Below are 20,587 nucleotides of genomic sequence, written 5' to 3' on the forward strand. Positions count from 1 at the left end.
CGACACCCCGGCGCGTCATTCCCACCCGGCGGTTTCGCAGGCGGCGAGGGCTTGGGCGGCCAGTGCATCCATGTCCGGATCTTCCGAGGGTTCGGCCCAGATGCGGAGGTCCGCGATCAGCGAGGGATGGGCGCAAAGCAGCGCCGTTTCCAGCATGAGTTCGTCCACGGTTCTGCCGTGCAGCGCCGCCTGCACGAACGGCAAGGCGACAGCCGGATCGCGGCGAGTGAGGCCCCATATGGCCTGGCTGCGCACCACCATGTCCTCCGTCGTATTTTCCGCCGCGTAAAGCAGCGCCGCGCGCACCGACGGACTGTCGATTTCTTCTTGCGCCAGCAGAAATATCGCCCAGTCCCGGTTCGAAAAATCGGCGTCGCGCGTCATCGCGATCAGCAGCCGCAGATTGGCGACCGCCATCTCGCTGCCCGACAGCGGCACTTCATCCGCCGCCAGGCATTTGAGGAAATCGGAACTCGGCTCGTAACGGTCCGCCATGCGCGGGCTGGTCGCACATCGCACGGGCGGCGGCAATCATGCGCCAAGCCGATCGCGCCAGCGGCGGTCGCGCGGCGACGGGCGGCGGTGCAGTCGGCGGTCGAGTCACGCGGGCCTTTTCGGTTTCGCCGGCGCGCATCCAGGCGACGATCAGCGTATCCTCCACCACTTCCCGCTGCGCGCCCGATCCGCCGATCCGCACCACATCGCCCGCCACGGGCTCCAGCAACCGCGCGGTTTCCGCATGATCACCGTCGGCGAAGGCGCGCATCGCGCGGGCGATGGCGGGCACCACCGCGCCCGCGCCCGGCGCGCCGCGCGCGACCATGTCGTCAAGCGCGGCGATGCGGCGATCGAGCGCGGCGCGGTCACCCGCCATCGCCTCTATCATCGCCATATGCGGATCGATGAAACCATGCCCCGCATCGGGGAAAGCGGCTGCCGCATAGCCGGCGATATCGCGCCACGCACCGTCGGGCACCGCATGGCCATAGGCACCCAACCGCCACAGCAGCGACGCCGTGTCGCTGACGATGTTGATCGGCATCCCCAGCGATGCGCCGGGGCGCACCTGATCGGCATGGATGCGCAGCGCCGCCCCGGCGTCGCCGCGTTCCAGCGCGACGAGCGCCGCGTGCCACGCGATATGGCCGTGCAGGATGCCGGCGCGGTCATAGCGCGGCAGCCAGTCCGCGATCAGCGCCGCCGCATCCGCGCCCGCGCCCGCTTCATGCAGGGCATGGGTGAGCGCATGCACGCCGTTCGCATTCTCCACGCGCCGTTCGAACGCGCGTTCCAGCATGTCGCGCCCCCGCGTGACCGCGCCGTTTTCGGCCAGCGCCCAGCCGCGATAGGTGAGCATCCACCAGTCGTCGGCGGCGAAATGGCGCGCATGCCGTTCGCACAGATCGACGCGCGCCTGATCGTGATCGGCCGCGCCCGAAAAGGCGAACAGGCCGAAGGCGCCGAGCGGCAGGCCAAGGATGATGACGTCGCGGGGCCAACGCTCCGCATGCGCCAGCGCGCCCGCCAGCGCCGCGCCCGATCGTCCGGCGATCGCATGGCCGATAATGCCGATATGATCGCGTTCCCGTTCGGTGCCGCCGCGCGCGGCCAGGCGGGCAGCGGTGGCGATGCCCGCCCTGGCGGCGGCCGTTTCCGCGCGGATCGCGTGCAGCCGGGCACGGGCGGCATGCGCCAGCGCGAAGCCGGGATCGAGCGCGATCGCGGCATCCAGCGCCTCGGCCGCGCCCGGCCATGCCGAAAGCAGCAGCGCCACCCCCTCGCGATAGGCGGCGGCGGCCGCCTGCGATGCCGTCGTCAGCGTCAGTCCATGAATGTCGGTTTCGGCCATGGCGGAGGATTAGCGCAAGACGCATCGTCGCGCTTTCGAACAAATGCCCGATTATATAGAATAACGGCCAATGACCCGATGGACGACGATCCACGCCCCCGCCGATGCGGCCGCCCCCGCGCCGCTGGCGGTGCGCGCGCAGACGATTCCGCCGCATGGCCGGTTTCCGCGCCACACGCATGATTGGGGGCAACTGGTCTATGCGATCGACGGCGCGCTTTCCGTGACGCTCGACGCGCAGAGCTTCGTGATCTCGCCGGAACAGGCGGCATGGCTGCCCAGCGGCGTCGCGCATCAGGTGGGATCATGGCCGGGCGCCGCGTTCCGCAGCCTGTGGATCGCCGATGACGTGGCGGGGGCGATGCCGCCCCGCCCGATCGTCTTTCAGGTGACCGCGCTGCTGCGCGCGCTGATCGTGGAGGCCGCGGCGCTTGGCAGGGACGCGGCCGCCACCCCCTATGGCGCGCGGGTGACGCGGCTGATCCTCGACCAGCTCGAACGCGCGCGGCCGCTGGAGCGCTCGCTCCCCTGGCCGACGAGCGCGCCGCTGACCCGAATGTGCGAAGCGATCCATGACGATCCCGCCGATCCCCGCACCGCCGCCGATTGGCAGGCGATGCTCGCCATGTCGGCGCGCACGCTGTCCCGCCGGTTCGAGGCGGAAACGGGGATGAGCCTGCGATCCTGGCGGCGGCGCGTGCGGCTGTTCCGCGCGGTGGAACTGCTCGGCGCGCGGGCCGATGTGACGCAGGCCGCGCTGGCGCTGGGCTATGGATCGACATCCGCCTTCATCTACGCGTTTCGCCGGGAATTCGGGCTGAGCCCGCTGGCGTTCATGCGATCCAGGAATGCCCCACCGCCTCCGCCGCCCCGCTGACGGCGACGGCGCCCCCTTGCCGCGCCGGTTTCCGGGCGCTGCCCGCCCAAAGCTCACCAGATCGGCAAAATCTTAACCATTATTTGAGGGTTTGGTCCCCACAGGGCGGCTGGGGAATTAGGGCCGGGCCAGCATGTTGCGTTTTTACTATTGCATCCAGAATGATCATGACCTGCGCCTGGTGGTGCTCGCCGCGCTGATCTGCGTCGCCGCGTCGTTCGCGGCGGTGATGCTGCTGCGCCATGCGCGCTCCGCCGCCGGGGCGCCGCGCCGCATCTGGCTGGGCGCCGCCGGGGTGACGAGCGGCTTCGGCATCTGGGCCACCCATTTCGTGGCGATGATCGGCTATGATCCCGGCGTGGTCGTCGGCTATGCGCTGGGGCTGACCGCCGCGTCGCTGGCGGTGGCGGTCGTCTCCACCGGGCTGGGCTTCGCGCTGGCGCTGACGAGCCGGCGCTGGCCGATGCGCGTGCTGGCCGCCGTGGCGGTGGGCGCGGGCATCGCATCCATGCATTATCTGGGCATGGCCGCGGTCGAGTTTCCCGGCGAGTTCCGCTGGTCGGCGGATTATGTGTCCGCATCCATCCTGTTCGCGATCGTGCCGGTGGCGCCCGCGCTGGCGCTGGCGCTCGATCGCCGCGACGTGCGCTCCGCGATCGGCGCGGCGCTGCTGCTGGTGCTCGCCATCGTGCTGCTGCACTTCACCGGCATGGCCGCGATCACGGTGATCCCCAGCCATGAGGCGGCCGACGGCGCGACATTGCTGTCGCCGATCGCGATGGCGATCGCGGTGGCGGCCACCGCGTTCGGCGTGCTCGCCTTCGGCATCCTGGCGGCGCTGCTGAGCGGCCGCGCGCGCGCCGCGATCGTGGCGAGCGAGCGTGAATTCGGCGCGCTGGTGCGCGGCATCAGCGATTGCGCCATCTATATGCTGGACGAAGACGGCCGGGTGACGAGCTGGAACGCCGGCGCGCAGCGGCTGAAGGGCTATGCCGAAGGCGAGGCGCTGGGCCTTGGCGTCGCCGCCTTCCATTCGGCGGAGGACCGCGCCGCCGGCGTCGCGCAACGCGGGCTGGAGGCGGCGCGCGAACAGGGCCGGTTCGAAACCGAGGGCTGGCGCTATCGCAAGGATGGCAGCCGTTTCTGGGCGCATGTCGCGATCGAGGCGGTGCATGACGAGGATGGCGGCTTCCACGGCTTTTCCAAGATCACGCGAGACATGACGCGCCACAAGGCGCACCAGGACGCGCTGGAGACGATGAGCGGCAATCTGAACGCCGCGCTTTCCAACATGCGCCAGGGGCTGTGCCTGTTCGGCGCGGACGACCGGCTGGTGGTGGCCAATGATCGCGTCGGCGAGATTTTCGGCATGGCGCCGGGCGAATGCCCGCCGGGCACCGCCTTTGTCGAGGTGATCCGCCTGTGCCTGTCCAAGCGCGCGGGGGGAGAGGTTGCCCAGGCGCTGCTGGACGAGGTGATCGCCCGCCACCGCGCGATGATCGGCCAGCCCGGCGGCGGCACGATGATCGTGCCCTTCACCGACGAATGCACGCTTTCGATCTCGCACCGGCCCACCGCCGAGGGCGGATGGGTGAGCACCTTCGACGACATCACCGAACGCCGCCGCGCCGAACAGCGCATCGAGCATATGGCGCTGCATGACGGGCTGACCGGCCTGCCCAACCGCGCGCATTACAATGAACGGCTGGCCGCCGAGATCCAGCGCGCCGAGCGCACGGAGACCCGGCTGGGCGTGATCGGCATCGATCTGGACCGCTTCAAGGAAATCAACGACGCGCACGGCCACGGCATGGGCGATCTGGTGCTGAAGGCGCTGGCGGAGCGGATGCAGGCGGTGCTCGACGGCGGCGAGATGATCGCGCGTTTCGGCGGCGACGAGTTCGCGGCGTTCAAGCCCTTCCGCGACGAGCATGAGATCGCCGATTTCGTGACCCGGCTGGAACGCTGCCTGACCGAGACCGTCGACCTGGACGGGGTGACGGTGATCCCCGGCGCCAGCATCGGCATCGCCATCTATCCCGAGGACGGGCGCAGCCAGGCGCAGATCCTGAACAATGCCGATCTCGCCATGTACCGCGCGAAGGACACGGTGGGGCGGCAGATCTGCTATTATGAGCAGGGCATGGACGAAGCGGCGCGCGCCCGCCGCGTGATCGCCAACGACCTGCGCGAGGCGATCCCGCGCGGCGAGTTCAGCCTGGCCTATCAGGTGCAGCGTTCGGTGAGCACGGAGGCGGTGACGGGATACGAGGCGCTGCTGCGCTGGCGCCACGCGCGCGACGGCTGGGTCTCTCCGGAGGAATTCATCCCGATCGCCGAGGAAAGCGGCGAGATCATCCGCATCGGCGAATGGGTGCTGCGCACCGCCTGCAAGGAAGCCGCGCAGTGGGAACAGCCGTGGCGCGTGGCGGTGAACCTGTCCGCCGTGCAGCTCATGCATGTCGATCTGATCAACATCGTCAGGCTGGCGCTGCTCGATTCCGGCCTGCCCGCCACCCGGCTGGAACTGGAGATCACCGAAACCGCCTTTGTCGCGGACAAGCAGCGCGCGCTCCACATATTGCGCCAGATCAAGGCGCTGGGCGTATCGATCGCGATCGACGATTTCGGCACCGGCTATTCGTCGCTCGACACGCTCAATTCCTTCCCCTTCGACAAGATCAAGATCGACCGGTCCTTCCTGCTCGAATCCGAAACCAGCCACCAGGCGCGCGCCATCGTGCGCGCGGTGCTGGCGCTGGGCCGCAGCCTGGAAGTGCCCGTGCTGGCGGAAGGGCTGGAAAGCGCGGAGCAGCTCCGCCTGCTGCGCCACGAAGGCTGCGACGAGGCCCAGGGCTATTTCTGGGGCCGCCCCATGCCCCGCCCCCTGCCCCACCACGCGGCGGAAGCGGCGGCGGCGGAGCGGGCGGAGCCAAGGCCCCCGATCGCGGCGGTGGGGTAAGGGCGATCCCGCCCCTGCCCGTCAGCCCGAGGCCCGTAGGCGGGACCTGCTCTCGACCTGCCATGTGATTTGGCGAGCGCTTGTGCCTGTCGCTCCAGCGAACGCTGGAGCCCATGCGATCTTTCCGCCCCGGTGCGGCTGGTCGCGGATCAATCCCGCAGCCGGGCCAATGCCGCCTCATAAGCGGCGATCGCCTCGCGAAGCGCTCGCCGTTTGCGATCGAGCATCGCCTGGCGCACATATGCGATGAACGCGAACAGCATGGCGCCGCCGAGCATCGCCATCGTGCCGTCGAGCGCATGCCATGTTCGGAAATACGCCGCAGCCCCGATCGCCGAAACGGCCGCCATCGCCCACGCCGTCCAGGTGGTGAAGCGCTCGACCTGCCATGATTCATGCGGCTTCGGACGACCGCTGTGCTTGTCGACGACATGATCATGGAAACCGAACATGAGATGCATGGTCTTTCATGATGCGGCGCGATTGGCAACAATGCCCCCCACCCTTGCGCCTGCCGCGTCCATCCCCCATCCTGCGCAGATCGGTGGCGTGCGTGCGGGGCGTGATGAAGCGGGACTGGTTCTGGGGGATTGTTGCCGGGTTCATCGCGTTCGTCGGCGCGCTGATCGGGTTCGGGCGGATATTGCCCGGCCCGGCCTTCGAGAGGATCGGCCTTGCGCTGGCGACGGGTGCCCTGGTGATCGCCACCATCGGCGGCTCCTGGCTCAGCAACCGTCGCAGCATCCGCCGGATCCGGCGCGCGGGCGGCAAGATACGGATGATCGTTCACCCGGAGGAGGCGATTATCCGCTTCCTCTGGCACTTCATCCGGTTCTTCACGGTGATGTACGGCGTGTCCATGCTGTTCACCCTGCTGTTCGACTATCGGATGAGCGCCAGCGCAGCGCCTCTCTGGGTCACGGCCACCGGGGTGGCGCTTTACCATAGCCTGAGGGATTCGACCTACTACGCGCCCAAGCCGGAGAAGGCCGCCGCCTGATCGCCCGGCCCGCCGCCGCGAAGGTGTTGCCGGCCGGCACCGGCCGATTGTCGATCGGGCGGAGCGAAAGCCCCTGCCCCACTCAGCGTCCCGAATAGGGTTCGCAGGCGATGCCGTCGCCGTCGCGGTCCAGCGCATCGCGATAGCCGGGCTCACCGCGATAAAGCGGTGCCGCACCGGCCCTGCGGGCATCGGCGCAATAACGATAGAAGGCCGCCGCCGCGCGCGCGGGGCTGCGGCCTGCCCCTTCATCCACCGCCCCGCCCGCATCCGCCATGCCGCCCGCCGCCGCCATCGTGCCCGAAAGCGTCTCGGGCGGCTCGGCGGCTTCGGCGCGCCGCAGCGTTTCGCTTCGATCCTTCACCCCATGATCGATGAAGCCCCGCGCGAGCGCGGGCGCGGGTTGGGGCTGGGTTTCCGCCGTGCCCGAAATCACCCAGCCCAGTGCCACGCCGGCGGCGACCGCCGTACCGAGCTGAAGCGTTGTGCGCGATCCGCGTGCCGATCGCCGCGCCGGCCGGAAGGGTTTTCAAGCGACATGACGCGATCATAGGTCCGGTTGCTTATCGGACGGTAAAATCGCCGGGCGCCGGCGGTGCTTTTGCCCGGCGGCGCTTTTCGGTACAGGATCGGGCATGACAGGATCGGCCCCGGACGTTTCGCAATCGGCCCAGCATTCGGATCGTGTGGCCGCGCTGGTCGATGGCGGGCCGGGTTCGGACGCGGTCGTTCGGATGGCCGCCGCGCTCGCACGCGCGTTCGGCATGCCGTGGGAAGCCATATATGTGGAAACGCCGGATGGCGGGCGCGAAGGCCCGGTGGGCGCGCGCGCGGCGGAGGCGCTGAGCCTGGCCACCCGCACCGGCGGCATGGTCGGCACGATCGCGGCGGCGACACCGGCGGACGGCATTCGCGAATATCTGGGCTCGGCCCCCGCGGCGCATCTCGTGATCGGGCGGGACCGGCCGGCGGCACGGGCGCGGTGGTGGCGCCGGCCGCTGGCCGAATCTCTCGCCGCCGATCTGCCCGGCATCGTCCTGCACATGGTTCCGGCGGTGCCTGCCGGGGACGAGGCGGCCGTCGCGCCGGATCCGATCGCCTCGCCGGCCGGGGCCTGGCGCGAATATCTGATCGCCGTGGCGCTTGTCCTCGTCACGCTGGGCGTTGCCGAGTTGCTGCAGTTCTTCACCGGCACCCGTTCGCTCGATCTGGTCTTCCTCTTTCCGGTGATCGCGGTGGCGGCGCGGCTGGGGCTTCGCCCCGCGATTCTGGCGGCCCTTCTGTCCGTCTTCTCCTATAATTTCTTCCTGCTCGCCCCGGCGCTGAGCTTCGACGTCGCGGCGCCGCAGAATCTGGTGATGTCGGCGGTTTTCCTGGCCGCCGCCGCCTATACCAGCATCGTCACCGGCCGGATGCGCGGCCGGCTGACGCTGAGCGATCGCAGCGCGCGCGAGAATGCCGGCCTCGCCACGCTCGCCCAGCGCCTGACGCGCGATGCGGATTGGGAAGCGACCGCGCTGACGCTGTGCGAGCATGTCCACGGCCTGTTCGATGTGCAAGCGGCGGTGTTCCGCGAAGGGGATGACGGCCTCGTGATGACGAGCGCAGCGCCCAGGGGTGCCGCGCTCGGCCCGGTCGACCAGGCCGCGCTCGACTGGAGCCTGGCGCATGGCGAGGAAGCGGGCGCGGGAACCGGCGTGATGTCCGCCGCGGACTGGCAGTTCCAGCCGCTCAAGACTTCGCTCGGCACGCTCGCCATCCTCGGCCTCGCGCGGGAGGACGGGCGCGATCCCGTCCGGCCGCATCAGCGCGTGCTGCTTTCGACGATCGTGGCGCAGGCGGCGCTCGCACACGAACGGCTGAAGCTGGAGGACGGGATGCGCGCGGCGGCCAGGACGGGCAAGCGCCGCTGACGCTCCCTGCCTGCCGCTGGTCCAGCAGGTCGTTGAAAACCGCCTCGTCATCCCCGCGCAGGCGGGGATGACGACGGAGGTCGCTTCAAGTCACTTTTTCAACAACCTACTGGAGCATGCTGTGATCCGCCAGAAGCGGACCATGCTCTCGTCATTGTTTTCCGGTTCAGTTGCGCGCCTCATGCGCGCGCAGGCAATCGGCATAGCCGTTCCTGCCCGAATTCCAGCGATTGACCTGCTTGCAGGCGGCATGTGCCGCGTCCGACGCGCCAAGTTGCGCGCGCGCTCGCCACACCCCGTTGCCGATCGACAGCAAAACGACCCCGAACGCGAAGGTGTAGAGAAGATATTTCAGCCCGGGCCTCATCGCTTCGGAATATCGCCATGGGCTTAACAAAATGCGAGGATGCCCCGCCTCGGCCTATTCCGCCCCCCGGCCGGAGAAGGCCCCCGCCTGATCGCCCGGCCCGCCGCCACGGGCATCGCCGAACCTTGCCCTGGCCGCCGCCGCGAAGGTGCGGCCGACCGGCACCAGCCGGTCGTCGATCAGGCGGAGCGAAAGCCTCTGCCCCTCCGTCCGCGTGCCCGCCACCGCCGCCTGGGCGACCCACCAGCGGCGATGGACCTGCGCGCCCAGCCGGGGATCGAGCAGGGCCACCGCATCGGCCATCCGCATCAGGATCAGCGCGCTCCCGCCCGTCGCATGCACGCGCAGATAATGATCCTCGGTTTCGAGCGCGATGATGTCCCGGCCGATCTCCGGCGGCAGCCGGCCGAGCAGCGCCGACGGAAAACCGGCGGGGGGCGGCGGGTTCGCCTGTCCGGGGCTCGCCGGTGCGGGCGCCTCAGGCTCCTCGGCGGTGGGCGAGCGGGGCGTCGTCGCATAGACGATCAGCAGTTGAACGGCGGCGACCGCCGCGAACAGCGCGGGCAATTGCCAGGGCGTGAAGACGCGGCCGGGCTGGACGAACGACATCGCCCACGCGACCACGAAGGTCATCGGCGCCGCGGAGAGCAGGGCGACGGCGCCGATCCGGATCGCGCCGGCGCGAAACCGCGTGACGGGCAGCGCCGCGCCCGCCGCGACGGCGGCCGCCACGCCCGCCACCGTCAGCCCCATCCAGAATGCGTAGCGGGTCGCGATCGGAAAGGCCGGGTAGGAACCGAACGGCCCCGCGAAGCCGAGGAGCAGGCCCACGGGTATCGCGGCCAGCACCGGCCTCCATCTCTCCCGGGCAAGGCGTTGGCGCTGCGTGAACTGCATGCTTCCCACATTGGCGAAAAAAACGACGCTATTGCCGAAATCCCGGCTTGTCGATGCGGCCGGACCCGGCGGATGCCGATCGCGGCCGGCGCGATCCGCGCCCTGAAGCATGCCCGAGATGGAGACCGACGATGAATGACCTGATGAGGCTCGCCCTGGCGGCCGCCTTCGCCGCCCCGGCGGTGGCCGCCGCCCAGCCCGCGACGCCGATCGCGATGCGCTGCGCCCCCGAACGCAACGCCGAAGCGGCCGCGCGCGGCGAGGCCCCGAACCTTCACGGCAATTGGGATTTCCTGATGGATGTGGGGGGAACGCCCAGTTTCGGGTTGTTGTCGATCGGCCTGATCGACGGTGGCTATGGCGGATCGCTCACCCCGGTGCGCACCGCGCCCGTCGTGCTGCGCGGGATCACCGTGACCGGCGACGCCATCCGCATGGTCGTCGCCTCGCGCGAGGGGGACGTCCTGTTCGACGGCAGGCTCTCCGCCAAGGGCGACCGGATGTGCGGCACCGTGACCTATCACAATGGCCAGAGCTTCCCGATGGCGGCGCAGAAGCGGCCTTCGGCATACCAGCCGCAGCCCTAGCGGCGAAAAGTCCGCCATTCCCGCCTGAGCGCCCTTGGCGTCCGGGATCGTCCAAGAACAGCCGGAAATCGGCGGCGCGCCGGACGATGCGCCCGGTGCCGTCATCGCGGCGATTTAAATAAAGGCCGATATTGTGTTGAATCGTGCGAATTGATAGCAGCCGCGCTACAAGTCTCAACTCCTGGGGGAAAGATGAGCGCTGAAACGAGAAGAATGCGAACGCGATATTTTCGTGCCGCCGGATTGATCGCCATCCTGATGCTGCTGGGCGGCGCGCGGCCGATACTACAGGCCGCACGTCAAATTGTGTTGCCGCTGGAAACCAATCCACCGGCCGGCACCGAGTTCAAGGTGAAGGTTGGCGAAACCATCTTGGCCAGCCGCTTCATGGACTGGAACATGGCGCGCCTGGACGCGCCGGTATCCGTATCGATCGACCGTTTTTCCCAGACGGTCGGTCCTGACCTTGACCTGGAGGGCTTCGGTGCCACACGCGGTTCGCAGGAACGGACAGGGCTGAGTGCGCGAGCCTATTATTGCGCCGACAAGGTGAAGGCGCACAGCGGCCTTTCATACCAATTGCTCAGCAGCGTCACTTCGAATGTCGAGCAGTTCGTCCGCTTCTGCTTTGTCGACGAAAATGACGACGGGCGACTGGATCACATATTCCTATTGGGCGCGAAATCCCGCGAATTGCAGGTCGCGCACGCGATCGAGCCCGTCGCTTTCCACAAGCTGGAGCTGCAACCGGACAAGAAGGATACGGAACTTCACCTCATTCTGAAGCGGCTGGATCCCGCAAGCCGCAACATCCTCCTCTACCAGCGGCCACGGCGGAACGGAAAGGAACCCTGGCTAGGACCGTTCAGCCTGTGGAGTGTGGCGACCGGCACGGAATATCGGCAGGAAGACAAGGTGAATGTCCGCTATCCGCTGAACGGGCCGGTGACGCTCAAGAACATCATGGGCTATGATCTGACGGTGAAGAGCGTCGATCCGGCGACAGGCGAAGTGACCTTCACATGCGACCGCGTCAGCGAGCCCATGCTGGCCAATGGCGAAGGATCGGAATACGCGACAATCGTCGTCTATCGCTGAAGGCCGTCGGCTGGGACAAGCGCCCTGCCACCGACATCAACGCTCGCCGCGCCGTGCGTCGACGGTCTGGAATGCTAGCCGTCGAACGCGATCACGCCGGGGTCGCCCACGAACAGCCGGAAATCGGCGATGCGCCGGACGATGCGCCAGGTGCCGCCGTCGCGGCGCCAGCTATCGCGATATTCGCCGCTGGTGTCGAACCAGTTGGCGGCACCATCGCCCGCGCCGATATGGCGCGCCTGGACATAGCAGGCGCTGAGCGGCATCGCGGGATCGCCAAGGTCGATGATCGGGCTGCCCAGCAGATGCTGAGAGGGACCGCAACGATCGAGGTAGCGCCGGAACATGGCCCGCAACGCCGCCAGCCCGGATCCCGTCCGCCCCTCGCCATAGTCGAACCGGACATCCTCGGCGAAAACGCTGTCGAGCCCGTCCCATTGCCTTGTGTCGAGCAGGCGCGCGAAGCGCCCGAGCTGGTCCGATACCGCCGCGCGGATATCCGCCGCCCCCTCCGTCAATGCGCTTCGCCGATCTCGAGGATCGAACAGACCGTGTCGAGGCCGAGGACATGTGCCACGCGGCCGCTGGCGATGAAGGAGGCGACGCACTGGCTGAGATCGACGATCTCGTCGTCGGTGAATTGCGCCTTGGCGGTGGCCCAGAAGCTTTCGTCGCGCGCGAGGCCCTGCGGATCCTGGCAGAAGCGTTCGGCATATTCGATCGCGGTCCGCTCGCGCTCGCTATAGCCCGGATAGGTCCGCCAGTTCGTGACGTTCCGGTAGAAATCCTCGTCGGGCGCCGCGCCGTTCTCGATCACCGTCTGCGACGCGTCGATCGACTGGGCGTCGTAGAAATCCCTGAGGTCGCGCTTCGCGCGAAAGGCGCGGCAGACCATGCAGCCGTTGATATCGGCGGTGCGTGCGCGCGCGCCCTCGAAGATCCGCAGCGGCAATCGGGTCTTGCGATACACCGCCTGCGAGAAATTCTTCGACGCCGCGACCATCTCGGCCGAAAAATAGTCGCCGAGCGCGGAAAACGGATCGGGATTGTCCTCGGGTATCGCCACGCGCATCGTCTCTCTCTCCTTTATCGGTGAATGCATCTGGAAAGGCGCAGCCGCCTACAGCAGACTGCGCGAAATCTGAATCACGCAGCCTGCTGTAGCCATGTGTTGCCGCATCGTTTCGTGCGGAAAACCGGTTCCCACTTTTCCGCACGATGCTCTAACCCTCCAGGATCGCCATCTCGTAGCTCTGGCAAACCGGATCCATCGTCAGCATGCCGCGCCCGACGAGCTGGACCTGGTTCAGCCAGGCGAGCGTCGGATGGGCGGGGTCGATCTCGATCTGGCCGGTCAGCATGATCGGCGCTTCGCCGCGCAGATGCGCCGCCATGTCGCCCACCGAGACATATTGGAAGAAGAAGGGCGTGCCGTCCCCGGCCTTCAGCGCCATGCGGACGGTGACGTGCGCCGCGTGCGGCCCTTGCAGATAGCTGCCCATGCCCACGCTCAGGCTGACCGCGCCCAGCGCGTCGTTGCGCCAGTCCACCCGGCCGAGCCGCGCCGCCAGCCGGGTCGCGATCGGGCCGTCATGGCTGACCGAGAAGTCCGGAAACACGTCCAGCGTGCCGAACGGACGCAGCTTCATCGTCATATCCCCGGCACTCCATTTTGCGCCGGCCGCCCGGCCGTGCGTTTCACCATCGCCATATGCCGGCGCCGCGCGCGCCGCACCGATCGCCGAAACCGCGCAAAGCCCCGTACCGAAGCTCCGCAGAAGGGAGCGCCTGTCAAGCTGTTCCATGCCCTCTTCCCGTTCGCCCGGCCTCGCGCCGATGTGCGGGGCCGTGCGGCCCGCACGCGCACTCAACAGATGTCGACCTTAAGCTTCAACTCGCGTTCTCATGCCTGGCGCCGGAGCGCGCCGCGCGAAATCCGGACCGCGCGGCACGTGGCAGCCATTGCCCCGCATCGTTTCGCGGAAAACCGGTTCCCACCTCTCGATATGCTGTCCAGGCTCGGCCGATGTCCCCTTATGTCAGGGCCTGGGCCTATGTGGCCATCGTCGCGTCGCTGCTGCTCGGCGCGTCGATATGGGGCGATGGCGGCGTGCCGCCGGCGGTGCTGCCCTATCTTGTCGTGCTGTTCCCGCTGCACGTCGGGCTGACGGCGGTGTTCTTCAAATGCCGGGCGTGCGGCACCTCCGTCTTCGCCCATCGCCCCGGCATGTTCGGCCCGTTCACGCCCTGGCCGCACCGCCATTGCCGCAAATGCGGCAACGACAATCATGCGGGCTGATCGGCAGCTCGGATCGAGCGGTCGCCAGCGGTGCATTGACTTCCATGCGCGGATCGCCACAATGGCGGCCATGCAACGGACAGGCTCCCTTCAACGAATGTGTCGATTCAGCAGCGCGCGCTGTTGAAGCACATCCGTGTCGCTTCACTGCGCAATTCGGCAGTGTAGCTTAGAGGTAGAGCAGGGCCTTCATACGGCCAAGGTCGCTGGTTCGATCCCAGCCATTGCCACCATCAGAATTGCCCGGTCGTCCGGGCTTCCACGCCGCGATGCCAGAGTGGTCATTGGCTTCGGTTGCAACCCGAATGCATGTGGGTTCAATTCCCACTCGCGGCTCCATTCTTCGAATGCCAGGCTGAAGCGTCATCCCGACGCGAACTGTGATCTCCCACAGGATCAGGCGCGATCTGGTTGGCAGACCCAGGCTGTCGTTCGAGCGACGGTACGTTTGATATCTTCGAAAATGTCCACCCCATGCGTCATCCCAGCGCAGGCTGGGATCTTCCACAAGATCAGGCGCGATCTGGTTGGCAGACCCCAGCCTGCGCTGGGGTGACGCGTTGAACGGGATCCGGTCGACCTTGCACGCCACTCCGCGCGGGGAATGTCGCCACCCCGTCCCGACAGGCTCAACCCGATGCGGGAGTGCCGATCACGAGGCGGAGGGGGCCGTCGAAGAATGGCTGGGTGCGGAGATGGCCGAATTTCTCGTCCCACCGCCCGCTTGCCAGATCGTCCGCAAGCGCGCGCGCAAAGCGTTCGACCGAGGCCCGTGGAACAAGGCTCCAGCTGGAGCAGGCCAGCCGCGCTTCCGCGTCGAGCAGCGCTTCCGGGCGGCCATAATAGGCTTCGTTGAATCCGTCCGCGCAGTGGAGGGGAACGGGCACCGGTTCGACCCGGACCGCCCCGCCGAGCGCGGCGGTGATCCGATCGATGGCGGGGAAGCGGCTCGCCTCGATCTCGCGCACTTCGGGGATATAGTCGCTCAGCCAATACTCCATCATCCGCGCCGGATCGCAGACGAGCAGCACGACCGGCCCCAGCGTGACCCGGCGCATTTCGGCCAGCCCCTTTTCGAGATCGGACCATTGGTGGACGGTGACGGTGGCCATCGACGCATCGAAGCGGCCGTCTTCGAACGGCAGGTTTTCCGCCACCGCGTCGATCGCCACGGAAAGATGCGCGGGCCGCTGCGCGCGCATCGACGCCGACGGCTCCACCGCCGTGACGTCACGGTCCGGCGGTTCGTAGGATCCCGCCCCGGCGCCGACGTTCAGCACGGTCCGCGCATCGCCCAGCGCCGCGTGGATCTGCGCGGCGATGACGGGATCGGGCCTGCGGAACCGGCTGTAGGTGCCGCCGATCCGGCCATAATCGACATCGCCGGCGCTGCCGTCCGGATGGCGTGCTTCAGTCATGGGGGCGCTCCGGCAAGGGGTGTCGCGATCATGTCTGGAACCATTGACGGTGAATTGAAACCACCTGTGCGAACGATCGCGCGGGCGGGAAGCGGGCCATGACAGGTGGCCGACCACCCTGCCCCAGCCGCTCCGGAAGGCCGTTGCGTGCGCCCCCCTCCCCGCCGTCGCTCCAGCGAAAGCTGGAGCCCATGCGATCCCCGGACGGCGATGCGGATGGGCGCATCGCATGGGCTCCAGCTTTCGCTGGAGCGACGGGGATGTTGACGGCGATGATGGTGCTGAATCGGATCGCCTTGCCAGTGCCGCGGCGCCAATGGGCCAGGGATCGCCCCTAGCCCTCCCCCGCGAACACGCCATATTGCGCGCGCCACGCGGCCACTTCGGCGCGGAGGTGCGCGGGCGCCGGTTTGCCCGAGATGACGAGGCTGGCGACCTCGTTCGGGGGGTGCATCAGCATCTTCTTCGATCCGTCGCTGAACCACACCGCCACCAGCCGATCGCACAGCACGTCCAGGATGGCGCCGGCCATGCCGTTCTCGATCGCCTTGCTGCCGGGCAGCAGGCGGACCATGATCGAGACGCCTTCGAAGCAGTTGCGCGGTTCGCGCACGAAATCGAGCGAGACGAGGATGCCGGAACGGTCCGGCCGCGCATCGTCCGCCAGCCCCGCCACCCGCCGCCAGGCGCAGAACCATGTGCGGCAGATATGCGGCCGCACCGCATGGATGCCGCACCCGCGCGCCGAAAGATGCATGCAGGGCGTGCCCGCCGGCTTGCTGAATTCCGGCGTGTCCACGGTCAGGGTGGTGCAGCAGGCCACGCAATCGCCGCAATCGCGATCGGCGAGCACCGGCCCCAGCAAGGTGGTTTCCAGATCGGTTTCGCCGCGCATCGCGGCAACGGCGTGCCTTGGCGGATGTGGGAATGCAAGGGGGGGATCACCCCGGCGGGGCGTTGATCGCCAGTTGGGCGGCGAAGGCGCGTTGATAGGCGGGGCGCGCCTCGCCACGGGCGACATAGGCGGCGAGCGTCGGATATTCGTCGAGCAGGCCGGACATGCGCAGGCGCAGCAGCACGGAGACCATCATCAGATCGCCCGCGCTGAACGCGCCGTCCAGCCATTCGGCGTCGCCCAGCCGCGCGGCCAATTGCTCCAGCCGGGCGCGGATGCGGTCCATCACCAGCGGCAGGCGCGCGCCCGCCCAGGGCCGGTCCCCCTCCAGGATCTTCGCGGTGGTGAGGTCGTGGATCGGCGGCTCCACGCTGCTGAGCGCGGCGAACATCCAGGTGATCGCGCGGGCGCGGGCCTGTTCGTCCGCCGGCAACAGGCCGGGATGCCGCCCGGCGATGTGGAGGATGATCGATCCCGTTTCGAACAGCGCCAGATCGCCCTCCTCATAGGTGGGGATCTGGCCGAAGGGGTGGAGCGCCAGATGCGCCGGCGCCTTCATCGCCACGAATGGGACGAGGCGGACCGCGTAGGGCAGGCCCGCTTCCTCCAGCGCCCAGCGCACCCGCGTATCGCGCGCCAGCCCCTTGCCGCCATCGGGCGAGCGTTCGAATGCGGTGATGGTGATCGTCATGACGGTTCCTTTCCTTGCCCGCGCCGCCGGACAGGGCGCTTCCATCCTCACGACGAACGGGCGCGCCCGGAATCGACATGGTGGGCACGAAATAATCGCGCGGGCGGAAACTGCACCGGCCTGGGCCCGATGGGAACCGCCTTTGCGCCGGGCGCCGGGCGCGCGATCGGGAGGGCGGGGCGCCCACTGGCCGATCGCCGGACGCCGCCCTATCTTCGGCTGAACGGCCCGTCGGTGCGATGGGCGCGGTGGAGGGGCGGTTCATGCAATCGATGATCGTGGCGGGCCTGATCGTCCTCATCGCCGTTTCGCTGCCCTTCGCGATCATCGCCGCGCGCAAATCGGCGCGGAAAGGCGGCCGGGGCGGAATGGCGGGCGTGGTGCTCTCGATCGGCCTGGCCTTCTCCATCCTGTTCGATCCCCGCAAGCAGGAAGTGATCGAACGGATCGGCAAAAGCGAGAAGGAGGGCGAGGACCGCAACAAGCAGGGGGAGGTTTAGCGGGGGATTGCGGCCTTGGCGTGGGGCCGCCAAGATTCATATTCCCGGGAGGCTTTCGGAGATGTTCATGAAGTGGCCATGGTCGAAGAAAATATCCCAACCCCTGGAGCCGCCACCGGGCGTTGCTTCCGGACGTTATGCGGGAAAGCCGCTGCTGCGCTTTCTTGAAGCATATGTTCTGTGGTCAATTGATGAGCTTCCGATCGAAAGCGAGCCTGCTTTGACGGCGATGGCGCCAACGCTGACACAATTGTTCGGTGGGGACGGTAGCTGGCAATCCGCTATTGCCGCGACGATGGAACTCCCGGCCAACATGCCCGACCTTATCCGGGAGAGGTGGGCGCACAACACCGGCATCGCCGCCAGGAATGATGTGCATTTATCGCCCCAGCAGTTCGCGGAAATGTTTGTCGACGCGAATCTGACCTAGGGTAACGCCCCTTCGCCCAGGCCATGAGCCCGTCAATCATGAATTGAGCGCGATCGGCGCGGAAAGGCATGCGTGAATATCGTCAGGCTTGATGCCCGGCACTGGACGGCGCCCGCCGATTTCTACACGGCGCTGCTCCGGAAACTGGGCGCGCCGGATTGGCATGGCGATTGTGTTCCCGCCCTGATCGATTCGATGATCGCCGGGGATATCAACGAAGTCGAGCGGCCATTGCGCGTCGTGGTGACCGGGCTGGATCAGGCAGGCGAAGCGGCGTTCGACGAGATGGCCAGGGTCTTCAGCGCGCTTGCCCGATACGGAGCGGTCGCGCGCATCACGTCCGATCAGGCTTCGCTGGAGATCGCCGAGGATGTGTCTCCATTCCTTGCCGGCCGCGCCTGAGCGGCGATGTCGCTTCCCGTCATCCACCGTCACCCGCGAAGCGAATGGCGGGAAACGGCCTATTTCGCGATATTCGCTGCCGACCGTAGCTAGCTGTCAAATCCGAAAACGATCCGCTCCACTCCGCTATGTGTCAACCGATCAAGCTCTTCGAAATAGGCTTCGCCGAGGAAGGCTCGTAACGTCATGCGGACGCCACTACCGGCTGGCACGGTATGGGAACCGCTTATCATTCCGTCGATCATGCCTGAAAAACGTCGATCTTCCATGGTTTGATTATAGTCAACGCTCAGTAGCTCCGACAACAGCAACCATGAATAGTCATGCTCACCGAGCCATTCATCGAGGGGCCCGTCGTAATCTTCTGATGGAGGATCTACACCTTCCGGCAAACCTCTGGGCTGAGAGATTGGCGTCACCGCTGAATAGTTTCGCACGTCGGCCAAGAAGCCAAACAGCCCGTATGTGCAATGGCCATCGAACGGAGTGACCCCAGGAATGAATTCCCATGATCCGTTGATCAGGCGCTGCGCGCGAGCCCGAATATCAGTCACCATGATTTCACAATAATCTCTCTGATGCGTCTGCTCGAATCCTAAGTATGACATGGTCAGTTTTCCACCCGCTTCTGCCTGTTCGGGCGGCGACCGTGATGCGCGTTGGAGCGGAGCCGGGCTTCCGCTGCGGGCGTGAGATGCGGACCGGCGTCGATCGCTGCGAATGGGGCATCGACGCGGCGGCCGGAGATCGCCACAATCGGCGACGATCGCGGCCTTCGCGCGACAAGGGAGATCGGAATGATCGCAACGATGCTGCTGGGCGCCACGCTTCAGGCGGCGCCTTTGCCCCCCGAAGTCTGGAAGGAGCGCAATCGGCCGGACATGCCCGTCCTTCCGCCCTGCGACCTGGGTGGCGGCGCGACGATCGCGCATTCCATCAAGGGGCTTCCCGCCGATGTGGTGAGTGAACTCACCCGGTTCTTCGATGCCGCGATACCGATGTCAGATGCCGGCGGTCCGTTCAACAGCACCGATGTTGTCGACGGGCCCGTTCCCAACCGGCGCTTCCTGCGCGCCTATCAGGCGGGGCGTTATTGGGTGATCTGGTACGAGTTGGGCGGATTCGTGTCAGGCCCCAGGACGATCGCGCTGCACCGGAACCCGGCCCGGGGAAACGGCGCATCGACCTTTCGGATGGCGCCGGGCACGGCATTCGCGGGCGATCTCTGCATCGCGACCAAGGCGATCCTGGCCGGCGTGCGATCCGCATCGTCCTGAAGGATCTGCCCATGCCCGCCACAGCCCTTCGCGGGATGGCGGGGAACGCCCAAATTGCGGCCATTCAACCGAGAAACTCAGCCGCTGCTAAAACGGCGGTACCACCTGACCCAAGCGCAATCTGAAGCTGATCCGCAAAGTGCTCGACATCCGAATGCACGCAGCGGAAGTGAGTCGATACCTTTCGGCTTCGATCATCGTCGGCTGCCAGCGAAACATGAACGCTCAACGTCCCGCGCCGATCGGCTGGCTGTATCGTAATGGAGAGCAAAGGTCCGTCGGGAAACTCAGTGCCGACGCTCAATCGAACCGGATCCGAGATCGGAAAAACGGCCAACGCGCCTAAAAAGTCCTGCATCTGCCGAGCATCAATTATGTAGCCGGTCGCTCCAGAAAAGCCAGCCGCCCGGACGACAGCGTCGAACTGATTTACGTCCTCGCCGCCCTCCAAATGGAGGGTCAGTTGATCCCGCGCGCTCTGCTTTGACATGAATGCAGGCTAGCTCACGCAATGTCCGCTTTCTACCCGCTACTGGCCATCCGCTGGCCATGGACGACCGCTGAGTCCTGCCAGCCAGCAAGCGCCCCAATTGCGGTCGTCGCGGCGCTCAAGCTGGTCGCCTGTAACCCGTCATGCAGTCATCTGGACGTAGAGCTCTGCTTCCGGGTCGGAAGCGGACGCGCGCACCACAAGTCGGCTACTTAGCCCGCTCGCTGTAGCTGATTGCCGAAGAACCATTCGTGTAGTTCTCAATGATGATCACTCGGGCGATCCTGGTCTTGTCCAGTTCAATTGGGCCCTCCAACACAATTGCCTTTGCCCCATCTTTGTCCCCGCCGGTAATGCGTTTGAATGTTGTCCGCGTCGCAGCCTCGCGTGACATGCGGGCGACCTGCTCGTATCCGGACCCCGCATAGTTTGTGATGCATCGCTTTTTAACAGGGTCATAGGTGAACAGTAGCGACACTCCGTCTTGGGTGGACTTGAACGTCATAGCTCCCGGTTCCTGCGGCGATGCTATCTCGAGGTCCAGTTTTTCCAATTCAACGGCCGGCGGTGGAGCATCCGTCCTAATGAGGTTCGGACACAAGTAAAAAGTCGTCCTTGCGGCGACATATGCAGGC

General features: G+C 67.0%; 26 protein-coding genes and 2 tRNA genes. 13 read left to right on the forward strand and 15 right to left on the reverse strand.

The features are described 5' to 3' along the window. Window positions 1-15: 15 nt before the first annotated feature. Window positions 16-417 (reverse strand): HEAT repeat domain-containing protein, encoded by a 402-nt coding sequence (locus K7G82_RS22320; protein WP_246623791.1) that lies wholly within the window; start codon window positions 415-417, stop codon window positions 16-18. A gap of 22 nt (window positions 418-439) precedes the next feature. Further along, window positions 440-1,849, reverse strand: a complete 1,410-nt coding sequence (locus K7G82_RS22325) for a tetratricopeptide repeat protein (RefSeq protein ID WP_222992165.1) — start codon at window positions 1,847-1,849, stop codon at window positions 440-442. A 70-nt stretch (window positions 1,850-1,919) separates the two neighbouring features. Here K7G82_RS22325 and K7G82_RS22330 point away from each other — a divergent pair, with 70 nt between their 5' ends. Both K7G82_RS22330 and K7G82_RS22335 read left to right on the forward strand, forming a co-directional pair. Beyond that, entirely contained in the window at window positions 1,920-2,726 is an 807-nt protein-coding gene (locus tag K7G82_RS22330; protein ID WP_222992166.1) for an AraC family transcriptional regulator, read from the forward strand. A gap of 133 nt (window positions 2,727-2,859) precedes the next feature. Next, on the forward strand, window positions 2,860-5,688 hold the full coding sequence (locus K7G82_RS22335; RefSeq protein ID WP_222992167.1) for a bifunctional diguanylate cyclase/phosphodiesterase: 2,829 nt from the start codon (window positions 2,860-2,862) through the stop codon (window positions 5,686-5,688). Window positions 5,689-5,837: 149 nt separating this feature from the next. Here the strand turns inward: K7G82_RS22335 and K7G82_RS22340 are convergent, their stop codons facing one another. Beyond that, the gene (locus K7G82_RS22340; RefSeq protein WP_222992168.1) at window positions 5,838-6,149 is read right to left on the reverse strand and encodes a hypothetical protein; all 312 of its coding nucleotides are present in this window, start codon (window positions 6,147-6,149) and stop codon (window positions 5,838-5,840) included. Window positions 6,150-6,253: 104 nt separating this feature from the next. Here K7G82_RS22340 and K7G82_RS22345 point away from each other — a divergent pair, with 104 nt between their 5' ends. Beyond that, the gene (locus tag K7G82_RS22345) at window positions 6,254-6,688 is read left to right on the forward strand and encodes a hypothetical protein (protein WP_222992169.1); all 435 of its coding nucleotides are present in this window, start codon (window positions 6,254-6,256) and stop codon (window positions 6,686-6,688) included. Window positions 6,689-6,770: 82 nt separating this feature from the next. Here the strand turns inward: K7G82_RS22345 and K7G82_RS29910 are convergent, their stop codons facing one another. Then, window positions 6,771-7,139 carry an excalibur calcium-binding domain-containing protein gene (locus K7G82_RS29910; RefSeq protein ID WP_343228625.1) on the reverse strand — a complete coding sequence of 123 codons (369 nt, stop codon included), beginning with the start codon at window positions 7,137-7,139 and terminating at the stop codon, window positions 6,771-6,773. Between the two features lie 184 nt (window positions 7,140-7,323). Here K7G82_RS29910 and K7G82_RS22355 point away from each other — a divergent pair, with 184 nt between their 5' ends. Next, a complete protein-coding gene (locus tag K7G82_RS22355; RefSeq protein WP_222992170.1) occupies window positions 7,324-8,601 on the forward strand; it encodes a DUF4118 domain-containing protein in 1,278 nt (425 codons plus the stop codon). Window positions 8,602-8,767: 166 nt separating this feature from the next. Here K7G82_RS22355 and K7G82_RS22360 read toward each other — a convergent pair whose 3' ends face one another. Continuing rightward, window positions 8,768-8,968, reverse strand: coding sequence for a hypothetical protein (locus K7G82_RS22360; RefSeq protein ID WP_222992171.1), 201 nt, complete (start codon window positions 8,966-8,968; stop codon window positions 8,768-8,770). Between the two features lie 54 nt (window positions 8,969-9,022). Beyond that, window positions 9,023-9,817 carry a LytTR family DNA-binding domain-containing protein gene (locus K7G82_RS22365; RefSeq protein ID WP_222992172.1) on the reverse strand — a complete coding sequence of 265 codons (795 nt, stop codon included), beginning with the start codon at window positions 9,815-9,817 and terminating at the stop codon, window positions 9,023-9,025. Window positions 9,818-9,996: 179 nt separating this feature from the next. On the opposite strand from K7G82_RS22365, the gene K7G82_RS22370 reads away from it, so the two are divergent. Together K7G82_RS22370 and K7G82_RS22375 are read left to right on the forward strand one after the other, a co-directional pair. Beyond that, window positions 9,997-10,452 carry a hypothetical protein gene (locus K7G82_RS22370; protein ID WP_222992173.1) on the forward strand — a complete coding sequence of 152 codons (456 nt, stop codon included), beginning with the start codon at window positions 9,997-9,999 and terminating at the stop codon, window positions 10,450-10,452. A gap of 150 nt (window positions 10,453-10,602) precedes the next feature. Continuing rightward, window positions 10,603-11,550, forward strand: coding sequence for a hypothetical protein (locus K7G82_RS22375; RefSeq protein ID WP_222992174.1), 948 nt, complete (start codon window positions 10,603-10,605; stop codon window positions 11,548-11,550). 74 nt (window positions 11,551-11,624) lie between these two features. Here the strand turns inward: K7G82_RS22375 and K7G82_RS22380 are convergent, their stop codons facing one another. The 3 genes from K7G82_RS22380 to K7G82_RS22390 form a co-directional block, all read right to left on the reverse strand. Further along, window positions 11,625-12,068 (reverse strand): nuclear transport factor 2 family protein, encoded by a 444-nt coding sequence (locus tag K7G82_RS22380; RefSeq protein ID WP_222992175.1) that lies wholly within the window; start codon window positions 12,066-12,068, stop codon window positions 11,625-11,627. Continuing rightward, complete coding sequence (locus K7G82_RS22385) at window positions 12,065-12,622, reverse strand: carboxymuconolactone decarboxylase family protein (protein ID WP_222992176.1); 558 nt, start codon at window positions 12,620-12,622, stop codon at window positions 12,065-12,067. The genes K7G82_RS22380 and K7G82_RS22385 overlap by 4 nt, the downstream gene beginning before the upstream one ends. Window positions 12,623-12,773: 151 nt before the next feature. Further along, window positions 12,774-13,355: a hypothetical protein gene (locus tag K7G82_RS22390; protein ID WP_246623792.1), complete on the reverse strand. Its 582-nt coding sequence runs from the start codon at window positions 13,353-13,355 to the stop codon at window positions 12,774-12,776. A 221-nt stretch (window positions 13,356-13,576) separates the two neighbouring features. On the opposite strand from K7G82_RS22390, the gene K7G82_RS22395 reads away from it, so the two are divergent. The 3 genes from K7G82_RS22395 to K7G82_RS22405 all read left to right on the forward strand — a co-directional run bounded on the left by K7G82_RS22395 (window position 13,577) and on the right by K7G82_RS22405 (window position 14,188). Continuing rightward, complete coding sequence (locus K7G82_RS22395) at window positions 13,577-13,849, forward strand: hypothetical protein (RefSeq protein WP_222992177.1); 273 nt, start codon at window positions 13,577-13,579, stop codon at window positions 13,847-13,849. 158 nt (window positions 13,850-14,007) lie between these two features. Next, window positions 14,008-14,082: transfer RNA gene (locus tag K7G82_RS22400), tRNA-Met, on the forward strand. A 30-nt stretch (window positions 14,083-14,112) separates the two neighbouring features. Beyond that, window positions 14,113-14,188: transfer RNA gene (locus K7G82_RS22405), tRNA-Cys, on the forward strand. A 290-nt stretch (window positions 14,189-14,478) separates the two neighbouring features. Here K7G82_RS22405 and K7G82_RS22410 read toward each other — a convergent pair. From K7G82_RS22410 to K7G82_RS22420, 3 genes are all read right to left on the reverse strand, one after another. After that, the gene (locus K7G82_RS22410; RefSeq protein WP_222992178.1) at window positions 14,479-15,267 is read right to left on the reverse strand and encodes a class I SAM-dependent methyltransferase; all 789 of its coding nucleotides are present in this window, start codon (window positions 15,265-15,267) and stop codon (window positions 14,479-14,481) included. A 334-nt stretch (window positions 15,268-15,601) separates the two neighbouring features. After that, window positions 15,602-16,162 carry a YkgJ family cysteine cluster protein gene (locus K7G82_RS22415; protein ID WP_222992179.1) on the reverse strand — a complete coding sequence of 187 codons (561 nt, stop codon included), beginning with the start codon at window positions 16,160-16,162 and terminating at the stop codon, window positions 15,602-15,604. 46 nt (window positions 16,163-16,208) lie between these two features. Then, on the reverse strand, window positions 16,209-16,853 hold the full coding sequence (locus tag K7G82_RS22420) for a glutathione S-transferase family protein (protein WP_222992180.1): 645 nt from the start codon (window positions 16,851-16,853) through the stop codon (window positions 16,209-16,211). A 263-nt stretch (window positions 16,854-17,116) separates the two neighbouring features. Between K7G82_RS22420 and K7G82_RS22425 the strand changes: the two genes are divergently transcribed. The 3 genes from K7G82_RS22425 (at window position 17,117) to K7G82_RS22435 (ending at window position 18,185) form a co-directional block, all read left to right on the forward strand. After that, entirely contained in the window at window positions 17,117-17,353 is a 237-nt protein-coding gene (locus K7G82_RS22425; RefSeq protein WP_222992181.1) for a hypothetical protein, read from the forward strand. A gap of 61 nt (window positions 17,354-17,414) precedes the next feature. Further along, on the forward strand, window positions 17,415-17,783 hold the full coding sequence (locus tag K7G82_RS22430; protein ID WP_222992182.1) for a hypothetical protein: 369 nt from the start codon (window positions 17,415-17,417) through the stop codon (window positions 17,781-17,783). A gap of 72 nt (window positions 17,784-17,855) precedes the next feature. Further along, the gene (locus K7G82_RS22435) at window positions 17,856-18,185 is read left to right on the forward strand and encodes a barstar family protein (protein ID WP_222992183.1); all 330 of its coding nucleotides are present in this window, start codon (window positions 17,856-17,858) and stop codon (window positions 18,183-18,185) included. Window positions 18,186-18,274: 89 nt separating this feature from the next. Here K7G82_RS22435 and K7G82_RS22440 read toward each other — a convergent pair whose 3' ends face one another. Further along, window positions 18,275-18,793 carry a hypothetical protein gene (locus K7G82_RS22440; RefSeq protein WP_222992184.1) on the reverse strand — a complete coding sequence of 173 codons (519 nt, stop codon included), beginning with the start codon at window positions 18,791-18,793 and terminating at the stop codon, window positions 18,275-18,277. Window positions 18,794-18,982: 189 nt separating this feature from the next. Here K7G82_RS22440 and K7G82_RS22445 point away from each other — a divergent pair, with 189 nt between their 5' ends. Continuing rightward, on the forward strand, window positions 18,983-19,462 hold the full coding sequence (locus K7G82_RS22445) for a hypothetical protein (RefSeq protein WP_222992185.1): 480 nt from the start codon (window positions 18,983-18,985) through the stop codon (window positions 19,460-19,462). 64 nt (window positions 19,463-19,526) lie between these two features. Here K7G82_RS22445 and K7G82_RS22450 read toward each other — a convergent pair whose 3' ends face one another. Beyond that, window positions 19,527-19,952, reverse strand: coding sequence for a hypothetical protein (locus K7G82_RS22450; RefSeq protein ID WP_222992186.1), 426 nt, complete (start codon window positions 19,950-19,952; stop codon window positions 19,527-19,529). Window positions 19,953-20,160: 208 nt separating this feature from the next. After that, window positions 20,161-20,457 (reverse strand): hypothetical protein, encoded by a 297-nt coding sequence (locus K7G82_RS22455; RefSeq protein WP_222992187.1) that lies wholly within the window; start codon window positions 20,455-20,457, stop codon window positions 20,161-20,163. Window positions 20,458-20,587: the final 130 nt, after the last annotated feature.

It is taken from the genome of Sphingomonas colocasiae (assembly GCF_019880585.1).
In the GTDB taxonomy this organism is placed as follows: domain Bacteria; phylum Pseudomonadota; class Alphaproteobacteria; order Sphingomonadales; family Sphingomonadaceae; genus Sphingobium_A; species Sphingobium_A colocasiae.

Coding starts and splice junctions, on each gene's coding strand:
- K7G82_RS22320 (WP_246623791.1), bottom strand. CDS start 417: ATGGCGGTCGCCAATCTGCGGCTGCTGATCGCGATGACGCGCGACGCC.
- K7G82_RS22325 (WP_222992165.1), bottom strand. CDS start 1,849: ATGGCCGAAACCGACATTCATGGACTGACGCTGACGACGGCATCGCAG.
- K7G82_RS22330 (WP_222992166.1), top strand. CDS start 1,920: ATGACCCGATGGACGACGATCCACGCCCCCGCCGATGCGGCCGCCCCC.
- K7G82_RS22335 (WP_222992167.1), top strand. CDS start 2,860: ATGTTGCGTTTTTACTATTGCATCCAGAATGATCATGACCTGCGCCTG.
- K7G82_RS22340 (WP_222992168.1), bottom strand. CDS start 6,149: ATGCATCTCATGTTCGGTTTCCATGATCATGTCGTCGACAAGCACAGC.
- K7G82_RS22345 (WP_222992169.1), top strand. CDS start 6,254: ATGAAGCGGGACTGGTTCTGGGGGATTGTTGCCGGGTTCATCGCGTTC.
- K7G82_RS22355 (WP_222992170.1), top strand. CDS start 7,324: ATGACAGGATCGGCCCCGGACGTTTCGCAATCGGCCCAGCATTCGGAT.
- K7G82_RS22360 (WP_222992171.1), bottom strand. CDS start 8,968: ATGAGGCCCGGGCTGAAATATCTTCTCTACACCTTCGCGTTCGGGGTC.
- K7G82_RS22370 (WP_222992173.1), top strand. CDS start 9,997: ATGAATGACCTGATGAGGCTCGCCCTGGCGGCCGCCTTCGCCGCCCCG.
- K7G82_RS22385 (WP_222992176.1), bottom strand. CDS start 12,622: ATGCGCGTGGCGATACCCGAGGACAATCCCGATCCGTTTTCCGCGCTC.
- K7G82_RS22390 (WP_246623792.1), bottom strand. CDS start 13,355: ATGGAACAGCTTGACAGGCGCTCCCTTCTGCGGAGCTTCGGTACGGGG.
- K7G82_RS22395 (WP_222992177.1), top strand. CDS start 13,577: ATGTCCCCTTATGTCAGGGCCTGGGCCTATGTGGCCATCGTCGCGTCG.
- K7G82_RS22410 (WP_222992178.1), bottom strand. CDS start 15,267: ATGACTGAAGCACGCCATCCGGACGGCAGCGCCGGCGATGTCGATTAT.
- K7G82_RS22415 (WP_222992179.1), bottom strand. CDS start 16,162: ATGCGCGGCGAAACCGATCTGGAAACCACCTTGCTGGGGCCGGTGCTC.
- K7G82_RS22420 (WP_222992180.1), bottom strand. CDS start 16,853: ATGACGATCACCATCACCGCATTCGAACGCTCGCCCGATGGCGGCAAG.
- K7G82_RS22425 (WP_222992181.1), top strand. CDS start 17,117: ATGCAATCGATGATCGTGGCGGGCCTGATCGTCCTCATCGCCGTTTCG.
- K7G82_RS22430 (WP_222992182.1), top strand. CDS start 17,415: ATGTTCATGAAGTGGCCATGGTCGAAGAAAATATCCCAACCCCTGGAG.
- K7G82_RS22440 (WP_222992184.1), bottom strand. CDS start 18,793: ATGTCATACTTAGGATTCGAGCAGACGCATCAGAGAGATTATTGTGAA.
- K7G82_RS22445 (WP_222992185.1), top strand. CDS start 18,983: ATGATCGCAACGATGCTGCTGGGCGCCACGCTTCAGGCGGCGCCTTTG.
- K7G82_RS22450 (WP_222992186.1), bottom strand. CDS start 19,952: ATGTCAAAGCAGAGCGCGCGGGATCAACTGACCCTCCATTTGGAGGGC.
- K7G82_RS22455 (WP_222992187.1), bottom strand. CDS start 20,457: ATGACGTTCAAGTCCACCCAAGACGGAGTGTCGCTACTGTTCACCTAT.